General features: G+C 69.2%; 22 protein-coding genes. 8 read left to right on the top strand and 14 right to left on the bottom strand.

The genetic code is table 11. The features are described 5' to 3' along the window. Positions 1-24 precede the first annotated feature (24 nt). From ABZ412_RS03850 to ABZ412_RS03905, 12 genes are all read right to left on the bottom strand, one after another. Positions 25-1,410: a hypothetical protein gene (locus ABZ412_RS03850; RefSeq protein WP_357276002.1), complete on the bottom strand. Its 1,386-nt coding sequence runs from the start codon at positions 1,408-1,410 to the stop codon at positions 25-27. After that, a complete protein-coding gene (locus tag ABZ412_RS03855; protein WP_357276004.1) occupies positions 1,407-2,057 on the bottom strand; it encodes a DUF6084 family protein in 651 nt (216 codons plus the stop codon). The genes ABZ412_RS03850 and ABZ412_RS03855 overlap by 4 nt, the downstream gene beginning before the upstream one ends. Further along, positions 2,054-2,698, bottom strand: coding sequence for a DUF5947 family protein (locus tag ABZ412_RS03860; protein ID WP_357276006.1), 645 nt, complete (start codon positions 2,696-2,698; stop codon positions 2,054-2,056). Before ABZ412_RS03860 ends, ABZ412_RS03855 begins: the two co-directional genes overlap by 4 nt. After that, on the bottom strand, positions 2,695-3,594 hold the full coding sequence (locus ABZ412_RS03865) for a NifU family protein (RefSeq protein WP_357276008.1): 900 nt from the start codon (positions 3,592-3,594) through the stop codon (positions 2,695-2,697). The genes ABZ412_RS03860 and ABZ412_RS03865 overlap by 4 nt, the downstream gene beginning before the upstream one ends. A 30-nt stretch (positions 3,595-3,624) precedes the next feature. Continuing rightward, positions 3,625-5,421: a nickel-dependent hydrogenase large subunit gene (locus tag ABZ412_RS03870; RefSeq protein ID WP_357276011.1), complete on the bottom strand. Its 1,797-nt coding sequence runs from the start codon at positions 5,419-5,421 to the stop codon at positions 3,625-3,627. 10 nt (positions 5,422-5,431) lie between these two features. Continuing rightward, complete coding sequence (locus ABZ412_RS03875) at positions 5,432-6,487, bottom strand: hydrogenase expression protein HypE (RefSeq protein ID WP_357276013.1); 1,056 nt, start codon at positions 6,485-6,487, stop codon at positions 5,432-5,434. 88 nt (positions 6,488-6,575) lie between these two features. Beyond that, the gene (hypB, locus tag ABZ412_RS03880; RefSeq protein ID WP_357276015.1) at positions 6,576-7,418 is read right to left on the bottom strand and encodes a hydrogenase nickel incorporation protein HypB; all 843 of its coding nucleotides are present in this window, start codon (positions 7,416-7,418) and stop codon (positions 6,576-6,578) included. Beyond that, positions 7,376-7,750, bottom strand: a complete 375-nt coding sequence (gene hypA, locus ABZ412_RS03885) for a hydrogenase maturation nickel metallochaperone HypA (protein ID WP_357276018.1) — start codon at positions 7,748-7,750, stop codon at positions 7,376-7,378. Before hypA ends, hypB begins: the two co-directional genes overlap by 43 nt. 35 nt (positions 7,751-7,785) lie before the next feature. Then, positions 7,786-8,895, bottom strand: coding sequence for a HoxN/HupN/NixA family nickel/cobalt transporter (locus tag ABZ412_RS03890; RefSeq protein WP_357277107.1), 1,110 nt, complete (start codon positions 8,893-8,895; stop codon positions 7,786-7,788). Positions 8,896-9,126: 231 nt separating this feature from the next. Further along, a complete protein-coding gene (locus tag ABZ412_RS03895; RefSeq protein ID WP_357276020.1) occupies positions 9,127-9,912 on the bottom strand; it encodes an SDR family oxidoreductase in 786 nt (261 codons plus the stop codon). Between the two features lie 28 nt (positions 9,913-9,940). After that, the gene (locus ABZ412_RS03900; RefSeq protein ID WP_357276023.1) at positions 9,941-10,741 is read right to left on the bottom strand and encodes an alpha/beta fold hydrolase; all 801 of its coding nucleotides are present in this window, start codon (positions 10,739-10,741) and stop codon (positions 9,941-9,943) included. 111 nt (positions 10,742-10,852) lie between these two features. Further along, positions 10,853-11,110 carry a hypothetical protein gene (locus ABZ412_RS03905; RefSeq protein ID WP_357277163.1) on the bottom strand — a complete coding sequence of 86 codons (258 nt, stop codon included), beginning with the start codon at positions 11,108-11,110 and terminating at the stop codon, positions 10,853-10,855. On the opposite strand from ABZ412_RS03905, the gene ABZ412_RS03910 reads away from it, so the two are divergent. Beyond that, entirely contained in the window at positions 10,994-11,944 is a 951-nt protein-coding gene (locus tag ABZ412_RS03910; protein WP_357277110.1) for a LysR family transcriptional regulator, read from the top strand. The genes ABZ412_RS03905 and ABZ412_RS03910 overlap by 117 nt on opposite strands. Positions 11,945-12,323: 379 nt before the next feature. After that, positions 12,324-13,343 carry an alcohol dehydrogenase gene (locus ABZ412_RS03915; protein WP_357276025.1) on the top strand — a complete coding sequence of 340 codons (1,020 nt, stop codon included), beginning with the start codon at positions 12,324-12,326 and terminating at the stop codon, positions 13,341-13,343. A 238-nt stretch (positions 13,344-13,581) separates the two neighbouring features. On the opposite strand, the gene ABZ412_RS03920 is transcribed toward ABZ412_RS03915, so the two are convergent. Further along, the gene (locus ABZ412_RS03920) at positions 13,582-14,535 is read right to left on the bottom strand and encodes an SDR family NAD(P)-dependent oxidoreductase (protein WP_357276027.1); all 954 of its coding nucleotides are present in this window, start codon (positions 14,533-14,535) and stop codon (positions 13,582-13,584) included. A 141-nt stretch (positions 14,536-14,676) separates the two neighbouring features. On the opposite strand from ABZ412_RS03920, the gene ABZ412_RS03925 reads away from it, so the two are divergent. Genes ABZ412_RS03925 through ABZ412_RS03950 form a run of 6 tightly spaced genes read left to right on the top strand, consistent with a single transcriptional unit; the run spans position 14,677 to position 19,882 of the window. Further along, positions 14,677-15,267, top strand: coding sequence for a lipocalin family protein (locus ABZ412_RS03925; RefSeq protein WP_357276030.1), 591 nt, complete (start codon positions 14,677-14,679; stop codon positions 15,265-15,267). Then, the gene (locus tag ABZ412_RS03930; RefSeq protein ID WP_357276032.1) at positions 15,255-16,598 is read left to right on the top strand and encodes an FAD-dependent oxidoreductase; all 1,344 of its coding nucleotides are present in this window, start codon (positions 15,255-15,257) and stop codon (positions 16,596-16,598) included. Before ABZ412_RS03925 ends, ABZ412_RS03930 begins: the two co-directional genes overlap by 13 nt. Next, positions 16,595-17,320, top strand: coding sequence for a DUF1365 domain-containing protein (locus ABZ412_RS03935; RefSeq protein ID WP_357276034.1), 726 nt, complete (start codon positions 16,595-16,597; stop codon positions 17,318-17,320). The genes ABZ412_RS03930 and ABZ412_RS03935 overlap by 4 nt, the downstream gene beginning before the upstream one ends. After that, positions 17,317-18,603 (top strand): class I SAM-dependent methyltransferase, encoded by a 1,287-nt coding sequence (locus ABZ412_RS03940; protein WP_357276036.1) that lies wholly within the window; start codon positions 17,317-17,319, stop codon positions 18,601-18,603. Before ABZ412_RS03935 ends, ABZ412_RS03940 begins: the two co-directional genes overlap by 4 nt. Then, entirely contained in the window at positions 18,600-19,007 is a 408-nt protein-coding gene (locus tag ABZ412_RS03945; RefSeq protein WP_357276038.1) for a hypothetical protein, read from the top strand. Before ABZ412_RS03940 ends, ABZ412_RS03945 begins: the two co-directional genes overlap by 4 nt. Next, positions 19,004-19,882 carry a MerR family transcriptional regulator gene (locus ABZ412_RS03950; protein WP_357276040.1) on the top strand — a complete coding sequence of 293 codons (879 nt, stop codon included), beginning with the start codon at positions 19,004-19,006 and terminating at the stop codon, positions 19,880-19,882. Before ABZ412_RS03945 ends, ABZ412_RS03950 begins: the two co-directional genes overlap by 4 nt. Here ABZ412_RS03950 and ABZ412_RS03955 read toward each other — a convergent pair. Then, a complete protein-coding gene (locus ABZ412_RS03955) occupies positions 19,860-20,720 on the bottom strand; it encodes a MerR family transcriptional regulator (RefSeq protein WP_357276043.1) in 861 nt (286 codons plus the stop codon). The genes ABZ412_RS03950 and ABZ412_RS03955 overlap by 23 nt on opposite strands. Between the last annotated feature and the right edge of the window lie 31 nt (positions 20,721-20,751).

The raw sequence follows: 20,751 nt of genomic DNA on the forward strand, positions 1-20,751 counted from the left end.
CCACGAGCACGACGGCGATCACACCTACGATTTCCATGGCGGGATTCCTTTCTCGATCGGTTCGACTTCGTCGGGCGCGAAATACAGGTATCGGCCGTACCATTCGTGCAGCTCGGCGGCGGGATCGTCCTCGACGACCACCGCCAGGTGGAGCTGCCCGTCGACGTCCTCGTGCACCGAGGCGACGCGCGCGGTGCGGCCCGCGTAGAACAGGTCCTGCGCGTCGGCGCGGCGGGAGGGATGCAACCGCACCCGGCTGCCGCGGGCGACCGGCGTGCCGCCGATCACCACGGTGTCGGAGTCGGGATCGACGGCAGTGTCGGACAGCGGATCCCACCACGGGGTGTCCGGGTCGAGCGCGGGCAGGACGCGCGGCGATCCCGATGCGGCGTCCACGAGCCGGTTGTCCTCGCGCGGCAGGCTGTCGTCGCGGAGTAGTCCGTGCAGTCCCTGCATGCTCTCCGGTGTCATGGCCTCGCAGCGGTCGATCAGCTCGGCGGCGCGCGGATCGGTGGCGCGGGCCTGATCCTTCTCCTCGTCGGTGAGGGTGAGCACGCGCAGGGTCAGGATCTCGTCGATCTCGGTGGAATCGAACAGCGGCCCTTCGCTCTGCTCGGCGATGCGCGGATGGTCGTAGAGGATGATCGGTGAGATCAGCAGCAGGTCCGCGGTGCCCTCGGGACCCGCGAGCACGGGAAAGCAGCGGCGCTGGGTGCAGGCCTCGGCCGCGTCGACGGCATCGTCCGGCGGGTCGATCAGCGACAGGAAGACGCCGTCGCGCAGTTCGCAGAGCACGTGCGCGCCGAGGAAGGATCGGGTGACGGCATCGTCCTTGTCGATCGCGGGGACGCCGAGATTGCGGACGGTGACACTGATCCGCTGATAACGGCCGACCCGCTCGACGACGGTCTCGGCCAGGCCGCTCAGGGTTCGGCGCGTGCGCACGAGGCTGCCGAAGGGTGTGCCGTCGTCGTCGGCGAAGTCCTCGATGTCCACTCCGCCGTCGACGTCGATGCGGAACGTGGTGTCCGACAGCGGCCTCGGCCCCGAGTCGATCTCCTGCTCGACGGCCTCGTCCCATCCGGTCCAGACTCGCGCGCCCGCCCGGAGCTCGGGCACGGTCCGCCCGGTGGCGTCCTCGACGGTGCGACGCTGCAGTTGCAGGAACCGGACCGTCAGGCGCAGTGTCGCGGCGGGGCTCGCGTCGACCAGGAATTGCGCGGCGAGCGCGGACTCCTCACCGAGGCCCGCCGCGGCCGCGCCCTCGGGACCCAGGACCCCGAATTGCCAGCGGGACTGGTTCTTTCGCGCATTCGCGTGGTACGGGTACAGCAGGTAGCCCTCGTACAGCACGGCGTCGGCGACCGCCCGCGCCTGGTCGCGGACGCTGCCGGGCTCGTGGCCGCTCACGACGGCTCCCGCGACGGGGCCGACAGCAGTTCGGTGACCGCCTGGTCGTAGTCGAGGAAGCCGTGCCCGGACTTGTAGGCGGTGAGGGCGTCGACGGTCTCGCGCCGCATCCGCACCCAGCCGGTGTCGGGGTAGTGGGTGTCCATGAGCTGCCGCCACACGGACACGGGCATATTGAACCGGTCATCGCGATCCCACGGGATCTGCTGCACCGAGAAACCCGACGCGCCTTTGAAGAACACGGTTCCGCTGAACAGGAACAACAGCGGCACCGTGCCGTCCCGCAGGGCGTGCAGGTACTTCGATCCGGTCACCTCCAGGTCGTAGGTGCACGGCAGCGGCAGGTCCACCTCGGAGCCGCCGGTGAAGCCGGGCACCGTCGTCGTGGTGTGCATCCACAGGAACGTTCGCTGGGTGTCGTGCCAGCGGTCGCGGGTGCCGAACAGGTCGAGCAGCCCACTGCCCTCGGCGTCTGTGTAGGCGCGCCGATTGGGTTCGATGCGGACCTGGGCCCGTAAGGCGATGGCGTGCACCGGTTCCTCGCCGAGCGCCGCGATCCCGACGCGCGCCGACAGGGTCGGCCCGATGGCGTAGGGCTCGGGCTTGATGTCGAGCACCGCGAAGGTGATCGAGTAGGCGGGACTCACGGCCGCCCACCGCCTCGGGCGAGAGCGCGGGCGTTCATGGTGGCGAAGAACTCGTCGATGTAGTGCCGGGCCTCGGAACCGCCGTCGAATCCCTTCCACAGCAACCGCATTCGCCCGACAAACTCGTAGCAGGTGTCGATGGGCAGCAGCAGGCAGTCGCCGGGGCTCTCGCGGCCGGCGCTGCCGGGCATACGGATCAGCAGCGCTTCGACGTCGTCGGCGAGCACGTCGAGTTCGGGATGGTTGCGCAGCAGATCCCGCCAGTGCTCGGGCGGCAGTTCCGATTCGGTCGCGCCGGCCGGGCCCGGATAGAACGCGACGGTCCGGCCCTGCGCGGAATTCGCGAACACGAACGCCAGACCCACCGGAATCTCGAGCGTGTCCCACTCGGCGGCGGTGATCGCGGTCTGCCCGAACGCCAGATACCGGTCCGGGACCGCGCGGTAGCGCAGTGCCGCGGCCGGCTCGGTGAACAGCAGATAGCAACTGGTGCAGACACACTGCAGGTGGCGGCTCTCGACATCGACCACATGCCGGTGCGGTGCGCCGATGGGCTCGGCGCACATCTCGCAGCGCTCACCGGCCGGTCCCGGATCCGGCCGGTTCGCGAGTCGGCGCAGCACCGAGAACGAGGCGCTCATGCGGTGGGCTCCAGCGCGGGCACCGCCACCGTGGGCACGCCGTCGCGCAGCAGCACCGGCAGGGGGTGCAGGTGGCCCTCCCCGTCGAGCCGGTCCCCGGCGTGCACGGCGTCGTAGTGCGCCCGGCAGGACGGGCAGCGCAGCACGGCGTCACCGACCGGATACCCGGGCCGCCGATGCAGCTGGGCGCCGGTGAGCGAGCCGCCGCACGCCGGGCAGGTGTCGCGGTACACCAGCAGGTTGTCGCCGACGCGGCAGGCCAGCAGGGCCTGCCCGGCGACCTCGTAGCCGGCGACCTCGCCCGGACTCAGTTCCGCCAGTTCGGGCACGGCGACCCAGTCGGCGGCGGGCGCGGCGTGCACCCGGGTGAACAGGGACTCGGCCGGAATCACGGCCGAGTTCGAATCAGATTGCGCGGCAACGACTTCGATGCGCTCGATCTCCGGCGCCGCGGCACGGACGGCTTCCTCGACCGCCAGTTCCAGGGTCACCGAGGACGACGGGCAGCCGCGGCAGCTGCCCGAGAGCTCCAGCCGCACCACGCCGTCCTCGACGTCGACCAGGCTGACGTCGCCGCCGTGGGAACCCAGGTAGGGGCGGACGCTGTCGAGGGCGGACCGCACCCGGTCGGGAACGTCGTCGGGGTGCAGTCCGTGCACGATCAGCAGGCTGGCCACCAGTTCGTCCGCGGCCAGCCGCCGCACCGCGTCGTCGTCGAGCAGCTCGACGACCCGTCGCAGTCCCGCGCCGTACAGCTCGACGAGTTCACCGACGAGTTGTTCGGCGCGCTCGCGGGCGATCGGCCCGCCCGCGGAGCTCGCGTCGAGGAGGTCTTCGATCCGGTCGCCGGCGTGCCGCCAATGGTCGTCGCGCGCCGCCGGACGATCGTCTCCCATCGATGTCCCTCCTCACGGTCGGTGTCCTCGTCACTGGGTGACGGGCGTCTGGGTGGGGGAGTGCAGCAGGTCCAGCGACTTGCCACCGCCCAGGTACATGTGCACGCCACACGGCAGACACGGATCGAAACTGCGCACGGTGCGCATGATGTCGATCCCCTTGAAGTGCTCCCGGTCGTTCTCCTCGAAGATCGGCTGACCCTGCACCGCGTCCTCGTAGGGACCCGGCGTGCCGAAGCTGTCGCGCGGGCTCGCGTTCCAGGGCGTCGGCGGGTACGGGTGATAGTTGGCGATCTTGCCGTCGCGGATCACCATGTGATGCGACAGCACCCCGCGGACCGCTTCGGTGAATCCGCATCCGATGCCTTCGTCGGGGACCTCGAATGCCTCCCAGGTCTTGGTCCGGCCCGCCCGGATCTCGACGAGCGCCTGCTCCGCGAAATGCAGGGCACAGGCAGCGGCGTAGGCCTGGAAATAAGTGCGAGCCCGGTTCCGCTCGATGGTGTTCGAGCCGAAAGCCGGTATCTTCCACTCGAATTCGACCGGCCCGCGGAGGGCGGTCTTGGGCAGGTTGATCTGCACGCTGTGGCCGGTGGACTTCACATAGCCGATGTCGACCAGCCCGGCCAGCGCGGTGGCCCACAGCCGGGCCAGCGGTCCGCCGCCGGTATCGAGGGCCAGATGGTCGGTGCCGTCGAACCAGCGCGGCGACATCACCCAGCTGTACTTGTCCTCCAGATCGCGTTTCTGCGGTTGAGGGTTGGTGTGCTGGTTCCACGGGTGCCGCCGGTCCACCGGATTGCCCAGCGGATCCTGGGTCACGAACATCTCCTGATCGGTCCAGTCCTCGTAATACGAACTGCCCAGCAGGATTCGGAGGCCGAGGTTGATATCGACCAGCGAGGTGGTGAGGAGCTTGCCGTCCACGACCACGCCCGGTGAGACGAACATGTGCCGACCCCAGTCCTCCATGTCACGGTAGGAGAAGTTGCAGAACTCGGGGTCCTGGAAGGAGCCCCAGCAGCCGAGCAGCGTGCGCCGCAGTCCGACCTTGTCGTAGCCGGGCAGGGCCTCGTAGAAGAAGTCGAACAGGTCGTCGTGCATGGGCACGACCTTCTTCATGAACTCCACGTACCGCATCAGCCGTGACATGTAGTCGGTCATCAGCTGGATCGTGGCCACGGTGCCCACGCCGCCGGGATACAGCGTCGACGGGTGGACGTGGCGGCCCTCCATGAGGCAGAACATCTCTCGCGTGTAGCGGCTGACCTGCAGCGCCTCGCGATAGAAATCGCCGGTGAAGGGATTGAGCGCGCGCATGATGTCGGCGATCGTGCGATAGCCGTGCGCGTCCGCGTGCGGCGCGGCGGTCTTCTCCGCCAGCGTGAGCACGCCGGGATTGGTCTCGGAGACCATCTTCTCGCAGAAGTCCACGCCGACCAGATTCTCCTGGAAGATATTGTGGTCGAACATGTATTCGGCGGCCTCGCCGAGATTGACGATCCATTCGCCGAGGTTCGGTGGCTTCACGCCGTACGCCATGTTCTGGCAGTAGCACGAGCAGGTGGCGTGATTGTCACCGCAGATGCCGCAGATGCGGCTGGTGATGAAGTGCGCGTCACGCGGATCCTTGCCGCGCATGAAGATGGAGTAGCCGCGGAAGATCGACGACGTGCTGTGACATTCGACGACTTCGCGATTCGCGAAATCGATTTTGGTGTAAATGCCCAGACTGCCGACGATGCGGGTGATCGGATCCCACGCCATTTCCACGAGCGAATCGGGCTCGATGAGGCGATGTGAGGGTTCCGGAATGATCTGTGTCATCGGAATTCTCCTACCAGGTGCGTCGCGCACCCGTCTCGAGCTCGGTGCCCCGATGCCGCCAATGCGGCTCCTTGTCCACGGTGCGCGCCGTGATGTGACGCAGGCTGCGGATCACCGATCCGTACAGTCCGGAGGCGGCGGAGGACAGCTTTCCGCCCGGCGGTTCGTCCATGAACGGCATGAATTTGTCCGGGAATCCGGGCATGGTGCAGCCGATGCAGATACCGCCGACATTCGGGCACCCGCCCACGCCGTTGAGCCAACCACGCTTGGGCACATTGCATTTCACGACCGGACCCCAGCAGCCGAGTTTGACGATACACTTCGGCGAACCGTATTCGTGCGCGAAATCGCCCTGCTCGTAATAGCCCGCCCGGTCGCAACCCTCGTGCACGGTCGCGCCGAAAAGCCATTTCGGACGCAGCGCTTCGTCGAGCGGAATCATCGGCGCCTGGCCGGTCGCCATGTACAGCAGATAGGTCAGGGTCTCGGAGAGATTGTCCGGTTGGATCGGGCAGCCCGGCACGCACACGATCGGGATGCCCGCCTTGCTCTGCCAGTCCCAGCCCAGATAGTCCGGGACACCCATGGCCCCGGTCGGATTGCCCGCCATGGCGTGGATGCCGCCGTAGGTGGCGCAGGTGCCCACCGCCACCACCGCGGTTGCCTTGGGCGCCAAGCGATCCAGCCATTCGCTGGTGGTCATCGGCTGACCGGTGTCGGGGTTGTTGCCGAACCCGCACCAATAGCCTTCGGTGTGCAGCTGCTCGTTCGGAATGGAGCCCTCCACGACCAGCACGAACGGCTCGAGTTCACCGCGGTCGGCCTTGAAGAACCATTCCAGGAAGTCATCGGCGCCCCCGGCGGGGCCACATTCGAAATCGATCAACGGCCAGTGGACGGCGACCTTCGGCAGTCCCGGAAGGGATCCGAGAGCGATCTCCTCGACACTGGGTTGGGTGGCGGCAGTCAACGCCACCGAGTCACCGTCACAACTGAGGCCTGCGTTGATCCACAGCACATGGATCAGCGTCTCTTCGGCTTTGACTGCTTCGCCAGTTGGCATGAATGCCGCCCTTCAGAAGCTGGTGGCCACCTGCGTGGTTCCCATACAGCTCGGAATCGCGTCGAAATGTGACCCTGATCACGCCAGTCTATTCTCGGCGCAGACCTTCCTCAAGATCGCTGAGCAGGGCGGACGTCTGTTCGAACAGCCATTCGTACCAGTTCGCCAGGCCCATTCCCGTGGTCGCCGACACCGTCAGCACGCCGATCCCGGGATTGATGGAATTCGCGTACTCGCGGCACCGCTCCACATCGAAATCCACGTAGGGCAGCAGGTCCATTTTGTTGACCAGCACCAGGGAGGCGGCCGCGAACATGTGCGGATATTTCAACGGTTTGTCGGTGCCCTCGGTCACCGAGATGACCACGACCTTCGCGTGCTCGCCCAGGTCGAAAAGCGCGGGGCAGACCAGATTCCCGACATTCTCGATGAACAGCAGTGTGCCGGGGGCGGGGGACAGCGCCGTGAGCGCGCTGTCCATCATGGCGGCGTCCAAGTGGCATCCGGCGCCGGTATTGACCTGGACCACCGGCCGCCCGGTCGCGCGGATGCGCTCGCCGTCGAGCATGGTCTCCTGATCGCCCTCGATCACCGCGATCGAGGTGTCGGCGAGGTCGCGCAGCGTGCGCTCGAGCAGGGTCGTCTTGCCCGAGCCGGGGGAGCTGGTCAGGTTGATCGCCAGGATGGCCTGCTCGGCCAGCCGGCGCCGGACCGCGCGGGCCAGTGCGTCGTTCTTCGCCAGCACCTTCTGTTCGAGAGTGATCGTCTCGGTCGGCGCGAGGTGCACGTGCTCGCCGGGACCGTGCCCGTGCACATGGTCGCCCGCGCCGCCGTCGTGCCGGTGCGGATGATCGTGCTCGGGTGAATGGTGGTGGGGGACAACGGTGATCACGGCTGATCCGTCATCACCGCAGCCGCAGGTGGCGCACATTCCCGGCTCACCTCCAAGGACCGGATACGCAGCTCGCGCCCCGCGGTGATTTCCACGTCGGCGCTGCCGCAGGGACACAACAGGATCGGATCGGCGACCTGGAATCGGTCGCCGCAGGATCGGCACGACGCACTGCCTGGAATCACGGCGATCTCGAGCCGCGCGCCCTCGGCCACGGTTCCCTCCGCGGCGATCTCGAAACAGAACTCCATCGCGGCGGGGATCACCGCGCACAGCGCCCCGACCTCGACGGTCACACTGTGCACCCGCCGACCGGCCGCGTGTTCACACACGGCCTCGACCAGGCTGCAGGTTATCGCCATCTCGTGCACACGGGCCTCGATTCGACGATCGGAGAAGACCCACGCTACTCCCCGGCCTCGGGTGCGCGGGCGGTTGTCTCCACCCGGGGCGCACCGGCCCACCGCTGCTCGATGCGGCCGAAGCGCCACCCGGCCAGGGCGATCACCCAGACACCGACGAAAACACCGACGACCAGGCAGCCGAGCAGTGTCGAATCGATGCCACCGGGGTCGGAACCCGCGCCACGCAGGCTCAGCAGTTCGACCGTGCCCACGATCAGGGCGACCGCCACCGACAGCGCCGTCACGGTGAGGTTGTAGTAGACCTTGCGCAGCGGCTGCGCGAAGGCCCACCCGTAGGCGAAGTTCATGAAGGTGCCGTCGAGGGTGTCGAGCAGGCTCATTCCGGCCGCGAACAGCACCGGCAGGCACAGGATGGCGTACCAGGGCAGCCCGGCCGCCGCGCTGGTCCCGGCCAGCACCAGCAGCGCGACCTCGGTGGCGGTGTCGAAGCCCAGGCCGAACAGCAGCCCGATCGGGAACAGCTGCCACGGCCGGGAGATCGACTTCATCACCGGGCCCAGCAGCCGGGTCACGAACCCACGCCCGGCGAGCCGGTCCTCCAGCTCGGCCTCGTCGAAGCGGCCCGAACGCAACCCGCGCACCGCCCGCAGAATCCCGGTCAGCACAACGAGATTGATGAGCGCGATGAGATAGAGGAAGCCGCCCACCACCGCGGCGCCGACCACACCGGAGTAGCGGTGCAGCGCCGAGGAATCGTCGGCCACCGGCCCGGCCACCGCTTTCACGCCCACCGACAGCAGCAGGGCCAGCCCGAACACCACGGTGGAATGCCCGAGCGAGAAGTACAGCCCGACCGACAGCGGCCGCTGCCCGTCGTGCATGAGCTTTCGGGTGGTGTTGTCGATGGCGGCGATATGGTCGGCGTCGAAAGCATGCCGCAGCCCCAGCACGTAGGCGGTCAGCCCGACCCCGAACCCGAGCGTCCGGTCGCCGACGCTGAAATGTCGCGGGGCCACGATCCCGATCAGCGTGCCCCAGCCGATCACATGCAACCCGACGACCACCGCGACGATCCCGGCCAGGCGGAGCCATTCCTGCCTGGTGATGGTGAACCGATCGGTCAGAAAGCCGATCGGACCACGTCGCTGCACTGTCGACGCCACGGCTGACTCCCTGCGACCCGGGTTCCTCGACCGTAGACTCCGCCGACCCCGCGCGGCAAGGCCACTCGACGCTCGGTCCCCCCGGCGATTGGACAGCTGTGTCCCGAATCAGGCGGGCGGCGCCAGGCTCAGCTGAGCGAACCGGTGTTGTTCGTCGACGGTGGAATCGCCCGGGTGTGATCGCTCCGGCCCGCGAGACCGCGCCTCGAGCACGGACGCTCAGGTGGTCGTGAGCAGGCCGCCGTCGATCACGAAGTCCGAGCCGGTGATGTTCGCGGCGCGCTCGCTGGCGAGAAAGACCGCGAGGTCGGCGATCTCGTCGGGGCGGGTGAAGCGGCCGGTGACGGATGCCGCTGCCGCGGACCGCGCGACGTCATCGGCGTCGCCGCCGGTGGCGCGGGCGATCGCGTGGGCGACACCGGTGTCGCTCAGCCACAGGTCGGTGGCGACGGGGCCGGGGCTGATGGTGTTGACCCGGATGCCGTGGGGGCCGAGCTGTTTCGACAGCGACTTCGCGGTATTGGTGAGAGCGGCTTTCGCGGCGCTGTAATCGATCACCGCCGGATCGGCGAGCGTGGCATTGACCGAACTGATCATGACGATGCTGCCCTGCCCGGCACCGAGCATGGCGGGCAGCACGGCGCGGGTGGTTCGGATCGCGGCCAGCAGATCCAGAGTGAGGGTGCCCAGCCAGTCGTCGTCGGTGACGTCGAGGAACCCGGTCAGGCGGGGCGTGACCTTGCCGACATTGTTGACCAGAATTCTTGTGTCACCGAGCTTCTCGGCGGCGGCAGCCACATCGATCGCGCCCTCCGGGGTGGACAGATCGACCTCGACCGGATGTACCCGGCCGCCGTCGGCGAGTGCGCGCAGCTCGTCACCGGTGTGGCGGGCGGCGGCGACCACGATCGCGCCTTCCTCGACGAGGGTCCGGGTGATGGCCAGACCGATACCCCGGCTCGCGCCGGTGACCACCGCGAGCACGTCGGTCAGTCCGAGATCCATGGCAGGCGCTCCTTCGTCCGGTCGGTTACTACAGACCCTGGTCGGCCAGCCAGGCGAGCACGGCGTCGGCGACGTCCTTCCAGCCGCTGTCCACCGTCAGTGAATGGCCACGGCCCTCGAACTGCTTCAACTCGGTCACCGCGGTGGAGTCGCGGTACTGCTTCAATGTCGATCGAGTGACTACATCGGGCACCGTGTGGTCCTCGAGACCCGAGATGAGCAGCAGCGGACCTCGATCCGCGTTGCCGGTGTTCACCTTCGCCTGCGAGTGCAGCACGAAGTTGGCGGCGGCGGCCTGGAACAGCGGGCGGGCCGGTGAGGGAATGGTCCACCGTTCGAACAGCTCGTCGGATTCCTGCTCGGACACCGCATTCCCGAATCCGAATCGGAATTCCTTCTCGGTCAAGGAGACCGCCTTGTGCAAGTTGGTCGGGTTTCCCAATGCCGGCAGGCCGGCGCGCAGCTGCGCGAGGGGCAGCGGCAGGACTCCCTTGATCTGCGCCGGATCGATCGCGACTCCGGCGACGCCGCGCCCCTCGCCCAGGAGCTTCTCGGTGATGAGGCCGCCGAAGGAATGGCCGACAATGATCGGTGCGGCAGGCAGGGTGTCGATTATCTCGGCGAAATGCGCTGTGGCATCGTCGATTCCAATGTTCGCGACCGCATCCGGATGCTCGCGCGCGGACGCGACCGTGTCGGGCTCACCCGGCCAGCCCGGAGCGATCGGAGCGTATCCAGCGGCGCGGAAGTGTTCGACCCACGGGCCCCAACTGGTGGCATGCAGCCACAAGCCGTGAATGAACACCACCGGGGTAGCGGACTGCGGCATGTCGATCCCTCTCTGCGCGAACCTGCGGCGGCGCCAGCGGGTTCGACGGCGCATCGCCCGGCGCCCACGGCCCCTGCCGAGTCCACCATCGCGTCCCCGCGGATGTCCAAGTCATATCCAGCCCAGATCGATAACCGAGACGGCATACTTGCAGGCGAGGATGCGTTCGAGGCCGCGGGGATCGAAGAGTGAGGGCGAATTGTGGACCTGGACATACGCCGACTGCGCTACTTCGTCGCCGTCGCCGACGAGCTGCACTTCGGGCGCGCCGCAGCCAAGGTCTACATCAGCCAGCCGGCGCTGTCGAAGCAGATTCGCAAGCTCGAGGATCAGCTCGGCGTGCGACTGCTGGAACGTGACAGTCGCCATGTGACACTGACTGCGCACGGACACCGGGTCCTCTCCGATGCTCGGGAGTTGATCGCCCTGGCCGCCCGCATCGGCGAACACCCCGTCGAGTCCGCGATGGTGCGCATCGCCCACATCTTCGAGCTGCAGACCAGCCGGATCGTCGCAGACGCCTTCGCTGCCGCCTATCCCGATGTCCGGCTCGTCGAGCGCTCGCTGGACAGCCGGCGGCAATTGGACGCATTGCTGAACAACCGGCTCGATGTCGCGATATTGCGTGTCACGGCCGAGATGGTCGCGCTGAATCCGACCGGCTGGCAATTTCATCGCCTGCGTCTCGAACCGATGTTGCTGGTCGGCCGCCCGGGCGATCCGCCGAAGGCCTCGGTATCCCTGTTCGAACGCCCGGTGGAGGTCTTCGCCGACACGCCCGCGTCCGGGCTGTACAACGCGCACGGCGACTATCTCACAACCCTCGAACGCGCCAGCGGGATGTCGATGCGATGGCTGGGTAACCCCGGTACCTTCGGGCATTGCCTGGCCGCCATGCACCGTGCCACCGAGTCGGGCTATGTCCTCGAATTCGAAAGTTACGCAGCACGATACGCGGAGTCTGGAGTACCGATTCACCATCCCGCGGAGCTGCAACCGTACTACCCGTGGTGTATCGCCTGGCGCGACGAACCGCACAATGCAGCCGTCGCCGACTTCCTCCGAATCGCTGAACACACTGCCCGGCAGCACCATTGGCACCTCCCACCCCACCGTCCGGCGCGGCCCTGGGTGCCTCCTGACGACCCGACGCACTCGCCCCAAGCCGTGGCCGCGACCACCGCGCCGCGGCCACGGCCGTGAGGGTCAGCTGACTTTGACGTTGTCGAGGTCGATCGAGACCAGCACCGGCTCGTCGACGCGGTGCCCGGTCACGTCACGGCCGTAGACGACACGCTTGGTAGGTAGCACGACGGGCCGGACGACGAGGATCGGGGGGCGCGATGTGCACCAGAGCGGAGCTGGTGGAACCCTGCAGCACGCCCGGGAAGCCGCCTCGCCCATGACCGCCGACCAGTGCCGAACCCTGGTCGGGCCCCGGGCACGGTCGGGGACCGTCGGTTATCCATGCACAGGAAGGACTGGGGGCACTACCCTCGAAGGTGCCCCGGCGGTCCGATGGAGGACCGTGACGGACAGGACTGCGTTTCAGGCCCGCTCACAGCCGGAGGGAGTTCTTCCGATGCCCAGCATCCGATCCGTCCAGGTGGACCATCCGGACGGCGAACTGTTCCTGACCACTCGCGACATACCCGATCCGGGGCCGGGACAGGTGCGGGTCACCGTCGAAGCCTGCGGTATCTGTCACTCGGACAACGCGTTCGTCACCAATGCGTTGCCAGGTGTGACGTTCCCGCTGACGCCCGGCCATGAGATCGCGGGTCGTATCGACGCGGTCGGCGAGGGCGTACCGCGCTGGCGTCCCGGCGACCGGGTGGCCGTCGGCTGGTTCGGCGGTGCGTGCCTGTACTGCGACCACTGTCGTGACGGGGACTTCATGCATTGCGAGAACCTCCAGGTGCCGGGCTGGCAGTATCCGGGGGGTTATGCCGACGCCGTGGTCGTGCCGGCCAGCGCGATCGCCCGCATCCCCGACGAGTTCACCGCGGTCGACGCCGGACCGATGGCCTGCGCGGGAGTGACCACCTACAACTCGCTGCGCCGGAGCCAGGCGCGCCCCGGCGATCTGGTCGCGATCCTCGGCATCGGCGGGCTCGGGCACCTCGGTGTCCAGTTCGCCGCGAAGATGGGTTTCGACACCGTCGCGATCGCACGGGGAGAGGACAAGGAACCGCTCGCTACGAAACTCGGGGCCCGGCACTACATCGACTCCACAGCCCAGGATGTCGCCGCCGAACTCCGTCGTCTCGGCGGCGCCCGCGTCGTTCAAGCCACCGCCGCGAGCTCCGAGGCGATGGCCGCCACCATCGACGGCCTGTCCACGGACGGTGAACTGATCGTCATCGGTGCGGTTCCGACGCCGATCCCGGTCAGCCCCTTCCAACTGATCTTTCAGTCCCGGGCCGTGCGCGGGCACCCGGCAGGCACCGCCCGCGACATCGAGCGCACCCTCGACTTCGCCGCCGTCACCGGCATCCGGGCCATGATCGAGGAGCGGCCGCTCGACGATGCGCCCGCCGCATATCGCCACGCCCTCAGTGGGAAAGCCCGGTTCCGCGTGGTCCTGACAACAGGACTCTGACCGCAGCCCGGTCGCCGGGCGGAGTCGAGGTCGCGGGGCTGTCGGACGGTCGTGGCAGGTCGGCAGCTATATGAATTACCTTGCACGGTAGCGGGATTGGCTCATCGCTGATCCTTTGCACCTGTCGTGGCGTTGTTCATCGCGGGGCGGTCGCGGCCATGGCACTGGCGAGCCTCGGTCCAGCGCTTTGCCGCTGCGGATACCGATGCACTGTTTATGCATCGATATTCTGTTTGAGTCACCTAGCGGGCAAGCCCGCCGCGGCGGCGCAGTACTGCCACACCCGTTCCCGGTCGGCGGCCGACGTGCGGGTCCCGGCCCGGTAGTGCTCCGGCCGGGCGCGGCGATCGTGCCAGAAGCGCCCGGACGGGACGTCGGTGGCCGCCAGCCAGACCGCGGTGTCCGCGCCTTGCTCGGGTGTGCGCAGGAGCCGTCCGGCCAGTCGGCGGAAGCGGGGCAGTGCCGCCGAGATGCCGGGGGTGTCCACCCAGCCCGGGTGCATGCAGTGCACGGAAATTCCCTGCGGCGCATATCGATCGGCGAGTATCGGGGTGAGGGCCACCTGGATGCGCTTGGAGCGCGCGTAGGCCGTCGCGCCGCGATAGGGCGTCGCCCGGTACTCGATGTCGCCGGGGTGCAGGGCCTGGGTGTACATGCCGCCGGAGGACACCAGGATCACCCGCGCCGCCGCCGAGCGGGTCAGCAGTGGTGCGAGCGCCTCGGTCATCAGCAAGGGGCCGAGCACGTGGGTCGCCAGGCAGAGCTCGTGGCCCTGTGGGTTCTCGGTTCGCCGCGGCGGCAGCACTCCGGCGTTGTGGACCAGCACGTCGACGCGATCGACCTGTCGGGCCAGGTCGGCGGCGACATCGCGGACGGCGGCCAGGTCGGAGACATCGCAGCATGTGACCCCGACCGCCGCGCCGGGCACGGCCGCGGTGATCTCCGCCGCCGCGGCGACGCCGCGCTCGCGGTCGCGCACGACCAGGGTGACCGCCGCGCCGACTTCCGCCAGCCCGGTCGCGATGGCCTTGCCGATCCCGGAGTTCGCGCCGGTGACCAGGGCGGTGCGGCCGCGCAGCGCATCGGTGGGGATCGACGGCCACGACCCGCGCCGGAGCCGGTGACCGAGGCGGCCGTAACCGAGTACGACCGTGCGATCCAGGAGGTCGTCGAGGACGTGCTGTGCGCTCATGCTGTCTCGCCTTTCGCTCGCGTCGCTCGATGCCGGGCATAGATTCAACTGATGCATCGTTTTTGCATCGATTGAATGCTAGCATCGACAACCAGGAGCCGGGAACAACCGACCGGCGCACGCCCAACCGGCGGAGGAACCATGCACACCAGTCCATTGCGCGGCCGCCGATGGCTGCGCGCCGCGGCCGCCGCCGCGGTCCTGCCCGCCTGCTGGCCGCTCGCCGCCCGGGCGGCCGCCGCACCTCCGCCGCCGGTGCCGATGCTGGAGGTGTCCCGGTATACCGGAACCTGGCTGCAGCTCGCGGCGATCCCACAGCCGTTCAATCTCGCCTGCGCACGCGACACCCGGGCCGAGTACACCCCCACACCGGACGGACTGACCGTGCGGAACTCCTGCACCACCTGGCTCGGCACCCGTGACGAGATCACCGGCACCGCGCGCATCACCGATCCGGCCACCAACGCGCAACTGGGGGTGAGCTTCCGGGGGGAGTCCGATCCGGCGACCAACTACATCGTCACCGCGCTGGATCCCGACTACCGCTGGTCGGTCGTCGTGAACCCCGGCCGCACAGCCGGTTTCGTGCTCTCCCGTACGCCCGCGCCCGACGCCGGGCAGTGGAGCGACATCCGCGCGGGCATCGACGCGGCGGGCATGGATCCCTGCCTGTTCCTGACCTCACCGGTGACCGGCGGCTTCGACGGAATCGAGCCGTTGTGCGCGCGCTGACCGGGGCGGCCCGTCGCCGCGTCGCGGTGATCGGCAGCGGAGTGTCCGGCCTCACCGCCGCCTGGGTGCTGGCCCGCGACTGCGAAGTGGTGCTGTACGAGGCGGATTCGCGGCTCGGCGGCCATGCCCACACCCATCGGGTGCCCGTGCGCGCGGACGGCTCCGGCGATCGCCTCGGCGTGGACTCGGGGTTCATCGTGCACAACGACCGCACCTACCCGACGCTGCTGCGGTTGTTCGATGAACTGGGCGTGCGCACACAGGAATCCGACATGTCGATGTCGGTGCGCTGCGACGGCTGCGGCCTGGAGTACGCCGGAGCGAAGGGGCCGCGCGGACTGATCCCGGAACCCTCGGTCCTGCTGCGCCCGCCCTATCTGCGCATGCTCGGTGAGATCACCCGCTTCCACCGGCTGGCGCGAGCCGAATTGGCCACCGGCGCCGACGAACCGCGCACCCTCGGCGAGTTCCTCACCGACTGCGCCTTCACGCCCTACTTCACGGCACATTTCATGGTGCCGCTGGTGGCGGCGGTCTGGTCGTGTCCGCCACGGCTGGCCCTGCGCTACCCGGCCCGCTACCTGTTCACGTTCCTCGATCATCACGGCATGCTCACCGTGTTCGGATCGCCCACCTGGCGCACCGTCACCGGCGGCTCGGCGAGCTATGTGCGGGCCGTGGCCGCCCGCCTGCACCAGGTGCGCGCCGGGGTTCCGGTCCGCTCGGTGCACCGTGGCGCGCACACCGTCGGAGTGCGTGACGATGCCGACGAGGTGGAGTTCTTCGACGCCGCGGTCATCGCCACCCACCCGGAACAGGCGCTGCGCCTGCTGGATTCGCCGACCATCGCCGAGTCGCACATCTTCGGAGGGCTGCCCTATACGGCCAATCGAGTGCTGCTGCACACCGATGATTCGGTGCTGCCCCGGCGGTCCGGCGCGCGCGCCTCGTGGAACTACCGGCTGCCGCACTGCACGGCCACCCCGGAGCGGGTCCAGGTCAGCTACGACCTGACCCGGTTGCAACGCCTGCCCGACGGACCGGGCGATCGGCGGTTCCTGGTCACCCTCGGCGACGACGGCCGGGTGGCGCCCGAGTCCGTGCTCGCGACCATGGACTACGAACACCCCCGGTACACACCCGAATCCATGACCGCGCGCCGCCGGCTCGCCGAAATCGGGGACCACACAGTGGCGTTCGCCGGTGCCTACCACGGCTGGGGATTCCACGAGGACGGCGCACTGTCCGGCGTACGCGCCGCCGAACGGATCGGCGGCCGGTGGCACGGGAGCCCATCGACCCCGGCTGTCACCATCCGGGAGTCGTCATGACCCGAGCGAGACTGGTGCGCACCGTCATTCACCACACACGACTGGCGCCGGTGCGGCACGCCTTCACCTATCGCAGTTACAGCTGGCTGGTCGACCTGGACGAACTGCCCGCACTGTCGTGGCCGTGGCGCTGCTTGGCGAGCTTCCGTGCCCGCGACCACCTCGGCGACCCCGCTGCCACCCTGCGCGCCAATGTGATCGACTACCTGGCCGCGGCCGGAATCGAACTGGGCGATGGACGCATCCTCATGCTCGCCAACGCCCGGGTGCTCGGATACGTCTTCAATCCCCTCACCGTCTACTGGTGCCACGACGCGAACGGCACACTGCGCTGGGTGATCGCCGAGGTCCACAACACCTACGGCGAGCGGCACCGCTACCTGGCGCCCGCGCGGCCGGAAGCGATTGTCGCCAAGGAGTTCTACGTGTCCCCGTTCACTCCCGCCGCCGGACGGTACCGGCTGCGGGCTCCGGAACCCACGGATCGGCTCCGGGTGGCGATCACGCTGGAAGGAACCGACGGCCGCGCCGTCTTCGCCGGGACCGTCAGCGGGCAAGTGCTGCCCGCGAACCGGCGCACCGTGGCCCGGGTACTGGCGGCGCACCCGGTCGAAACGCTGCGGGTGACCGCCCTGATCCGCTGGCAAGGCCTACGCCTGTGGCGCCGGGGCCTGCCCATCACTGCCCGCCCGTCGGCTGCCTCCCGGGAGGTCCTGACATGAGCCGATCCTCGTTCGCACGGCCGCCCGCCGTCTCCGGTGCGCACCGAATCGCACCGCCGCCGGTGCCGATCGGCCCGCGGTCCGCACTCGGCCGCCCGGTCGTCCTGGCCCTGTTCGAGCGTGCGGTGCAACGCCTTCCGCTGCGGATCGAACTGCCCGGCGGTGAACGCTGGGGCGGCGCGCTCGACGACCCGGATGCGCCCCGCCTGGTGCTTCACGATCCCGACGCCTTCGCCCGGCGGATCGCGGTCTCCGGTCTCATCGGGTTCGGCGAGGCGTACATGGCCGGCGAGTGGAGCGCCCCGGATCTGCCCGCGGGGCTGACGGTGCTGGCCGCCGACATCCGCGCAGTGGTGCCCAGGCCACTGCACGTGTTCCGGCCGCTGCTGCTCCCGCGACACCCGCGGGCCACCAGGGCGACCGCCGCGGGTGCCCGCCGCAACGCCGCGCACCATTACGACCTGTCCAACGACTTCTTCGCGGCCTTCCTCGACGAGACCCTGACCTATTCGGCGGCGCTGTTCGAACGCCTGGAACCGGCACCGACCTGGGACGATCTCGCCGCGGCGCAGCATCGCAAAATCGATCGGCTGCTCGACGACGCCGGGGTCGGGCCGGGCAGCACGGTGCTCGAAATCGGCACCGGCTGGGGCGAATTGGCGCTGCGGGCGGCACGCAGGGGCGCGACGGTCCGGTCGCTCACCCTGTCCTCCGAGCAACAGCGTCACGCCCGGCAGCGGGTCGCGGCCGCCGGGCTGACCGACCGGGTGTCGATCGAGCTGCTGGACTACCGTCGCGTCGACGGGCGCTACGACGCCGTCGTCTCGGTGGAGATGATCGAGGCGGTCGGATACGACTACCTGCCCGGCTACCTGGCCACCCTCGAACGGGTGCTCGCGCCCGGCGGGCGCATCGCTCTGCAGGTCATCACCATGCCCCACGACCGCCTGCGGGCCGCGCGGCGAACGCACACCTGGATCCAGGAGTACATCTTCCCGGGCGGGTTCCTGCCCTCGGAAACCCTGCTCGCTCAGCTTCTTTCGGCGCACACCGGCCTGGGGATCACGCATCGCCGCAGCCTGGGCCACCATTACGAGCACACGCTGCGCCTGTGGCTGGAACGGTTCACCGCCGCCGCCGACCACGTCGCCGACCTGGGATTCGACGAGGTCTTCCAGCGGATGTGGCGGTTGTACCTGGCCTACTCCGAGGCCGGATTCCGCTCGGACTATCTCGATGTCGTGCACCTCGTGCTGCGCGAGCGGGACGGCGGTGCACGATGAATCCGACCACGCCCACCCGGATCCTCGGCGCGGCGACGGCCGCCTACGGTCTCGCCGTCGCTCTGCGACCCGAGATCCTGTTGCGGCCCACGGGTTTGGGTTCCGGTCTCGAATCGGAGCCGCGAGCCGCGGCGCGGCTGATCGCCCTGCGCGACCTGGCCTCTGGCCTGGCGATGCTGCTGACCTCCGATCCGCGCGCGCGGCGCACCGCGATCGTCGTGCGTGTCGCTTCGGACGCGGCCGACACCCTGGTGTTCGCCCATGCCCTGCGCGGACGGCCCGAACAGGTGAAAACGCTGGCAGTGACCGGCGGTTGGGGAGTGCTGTGCGCGGCCGGCGCGCTCCACGAGTGGCGTCGTGGCCGGCGACACCGGCTCGCGGCGCACGGTGCGGTGCGGACGTGACTTCCGGGCCGGGCGGGACGCAGTCGGGCGCGGTGGCCGAGTTCACCGTGGGCGCGGTCGCGCGGCGGGTGGGTGTTCCCGTGGCGACCTTGCGCAGCTGGAATCGGCGTTACGGCATCGGCCCACAGCGGCATCGGCCCGGGGAGCACCGGTCCTACACCTCGACGGACCTGGCGATGGTCACCCGCATGGTCGAGTTGGTGCGGGCCGGCGCGAGTCCCGGCAGTGCCGCGCGGGCCGCGCGGGCCGTCGCCGAACCGGCCCCGCGCCGCGGCGATGTCAGGCCGGTGCTGGCCGCGGCGGAGCGCATGGATGTCGCCCGGTTGCTGACGCTGCTGTCGGCGCACGTGGCCCATCACGGGGTGGGCGACACCTGGAATCTGTTGTGCCGCCCCGCCTTCGCGGAGATCGTCGATCGCCAGCGCCGCGGCGAAGGCTATATCGAGGTCGAGCACCTGCTGTCCTGGGCGTCCACGACGAGCCTGCATCGTGCGGTTCCGGCGGTGGCGGACGCGGCGGGGGAACCCCGAATCATGTTGGCCTGCACCGCCGGAGAGCAGCATGTGCTGCCGCTCGAAGTCCTGCGCGCGGCCTTGGCCGAATGCGGAACCGCGGCGCTCCTGCTCGGTGCGTCGGTTCCGCCGGAGGCACTCGAGCGCGCTCTGTCCCGGCGACACCGCCCGGCCGCGGTCGTGCTGTGGTCGCAATCGCCGGGCACCGCGTCGCTCGAATCGCTCCGGGTGGCCACCGCCGGGGCCGGGTCGGTGTTCGCCGCCGGGCCGGGCTGGGAACACGCCGGCGGCGAGGCCGAGGTCTCGCGATTGCGCTCGCTGGAGGAGGCGCTCGATGCGCTTACCGCGCCGCGGACGCGCTGAGCAGTTCGACCGCTTCGGTGAGATCGGCGAGCCGCCGGGCGGATTCGGGCAGGATGAGAGTGTCCCAGCCGGGACCGCCGACATAGACCATCGCCTGAGCGTCGGCGCAGGCGCGGATCGCGGAGGTGAGGGCCGTCGCCTCCTGCTGCGACCACAGCACGACCGTGGCCGGAACCGGGACGCGGGCCAGCGTGTCGGCCAGGGCCGCGGTCGGGACATCCGGCCCGAGCATGCGCGCCCCCACCTCTCGTTCCGCGAGCGCGGCGCGCAGCACTTCCAATGGCAGAGAATGGGTTTCACCGCCGGTGCAGGCGAGGATCAGCGGCGCGGACATGCGGGCCGTGGCCGGCGGCACGGTCCGGTGCAGGGCCGCGACGATGCCCCAGGACAGCAGATGCTCCACGTCCACGCAGCCCTCGCCCGCGAGCTGGCGGCCGACGATGTTCGCGAAGGCGGGGCGGCACAAGCCATCCCAGGTGTCGATCACCCCGTACATGCGCAGATGCTTCTCGACCAGATCGCAGACCACGTCGGTGTCGAGATCGAAGGCCGCCGACACGAGCGCGGCCGCGTCACCGAACGACAGAGCGGAACCGCGGGCGGCCGCCGCCGCGCCGGCCGGCGTGGACCCGGCGCGGATCAGATCCACCATCCGCGTCAGCAGCGCGATATCGCCTTCGGTGTAGAGCCGGTGCCGGCCCGGGCGATCCTGTGCGGGGCCGATACCGTAGCGGCGATTCCAGCTGCGCAGGGTCGCGGTCGGGATGCCGAGCCGTTCGGCCGCCGCGCGGACCGAGAAACCGGTCTGTTCGGGGGCGGATATCGGGCGGTGCGACATGCCTTGATTGTGCCTGTTCATGATCGGAAGG

The sequence above is a fragment of the Nocardia sp. NPDC005746 genome (assembly GCF_040630785.1).
In the GTDB taxonomy this organism is placed as follows: domain Bacteria; phylum Actinomycetota; class Actinomycetes; order Mycobacteriales; family Mycobacteriaceae; genus Nocardia.

Coding starts and splice junctions, on each gene's coding strand:
- ABZ412_RS03860 (WP_357276006.1), bottom strand. CDS start 2,698: ATGAGCGCCTCGTTCTCGGTGCTGCGCCGACTCGCGAACCGGCCGGAT.
- ABZ412_RS03865 (WP_357276008.1), bottom strand. CDS start 3,594: ATGGGAGACGATCGTCCGGCGGCGCGCGACGACCATTGGCGGCACGCC.
- ABZ412_RS03870 (WP_357276011.1), bottom strand. CDS start 5,421: ATGACACAGATCATTCCGGAACCCTCACATCGCCTCATCGAGCCCGAT.
- ABZ412_RS03875 (WP_357276013.1), bottom strand. CDS start 6,487: ATGCCAACTGGCGAAGCAGTCAAAGCCGAAGAGACGCTGATCCATGTG.
- hypB (WP_357276015.1), bottom strand. CDS start 7,418: ATGTGCGCCACCTGCGGCTGCGGTGATGACGGATCAGCCGTGATCACC.
- ABZ412_RS03895 (WP_357276020.1), bottom strand. CDS start 9,912: ATGGATCTCGGACTGACCGACGTGCTCGCGGTGGTCACCGGCGCGAGC.
- ABZ412_RS03900 (WP_357276023.1), bottom strand. CDS start 10,741: ATGCCGCAGTCCGCTACCCCGGTGGTGTTCATTCACGGCTTGTGGCTG.
- ABZ412_RS03905 (WP_357277163.1), bottom strand. CDS start 11,110: ATGGCGACTGTCACGTTCCAGCAGTCGCACGCCGAGCTGATCCTCGAG.
- ABZ412_RS03915 (WP_357276025.1), top strand. CDS start 12,324: ATGCCCAGCATCCGATCCGTCCAGGTGGACCATCCGGACGGCGAACTG.
- ABZ412_RS03920 (WP_357276027.1), bottom strand. CDS start 14,535: ATGAGCGCACAGCACGTCCTCGACGACCTCCTGGATCGCACGGTCGTA.
- ABZ412_RS03925 (WP_357276030.1), top strand. CDS start 14,677: ATGCACACCAGTCCATTGCGCGGCCGCCGATGGCTGCGCGCCGCGGCC.
- ABZ412_RS03935 (WP_357276034.1), top strand. CDS start 16,595: ATGACCCGAGCGAGACTGGTGCGCACCGTCATTCACCACACACGACTG.
- ABZ412_RS03940 (WP_357276036.1), top strand. CDS start 17,317: ATGAGCCGATCCTCGTTCGCACGGCCGCCCGCCGTCTCCGGTGCGCAC.
- ABZ412_RS03945 (WP_357276038.1), top strand. CDS start 18,600: ATGAATCCGACCACGCCCACCCGGATCCTCGGCGCGGCGACGGCCGCC.
- ABZ412_RS03955 (WP_357276043.1), bottom strand. CDS start 20,720: ATGTCGCACCGCCCGATATCCGCCCCCGAACAGACCGGTTTCTCGGTC.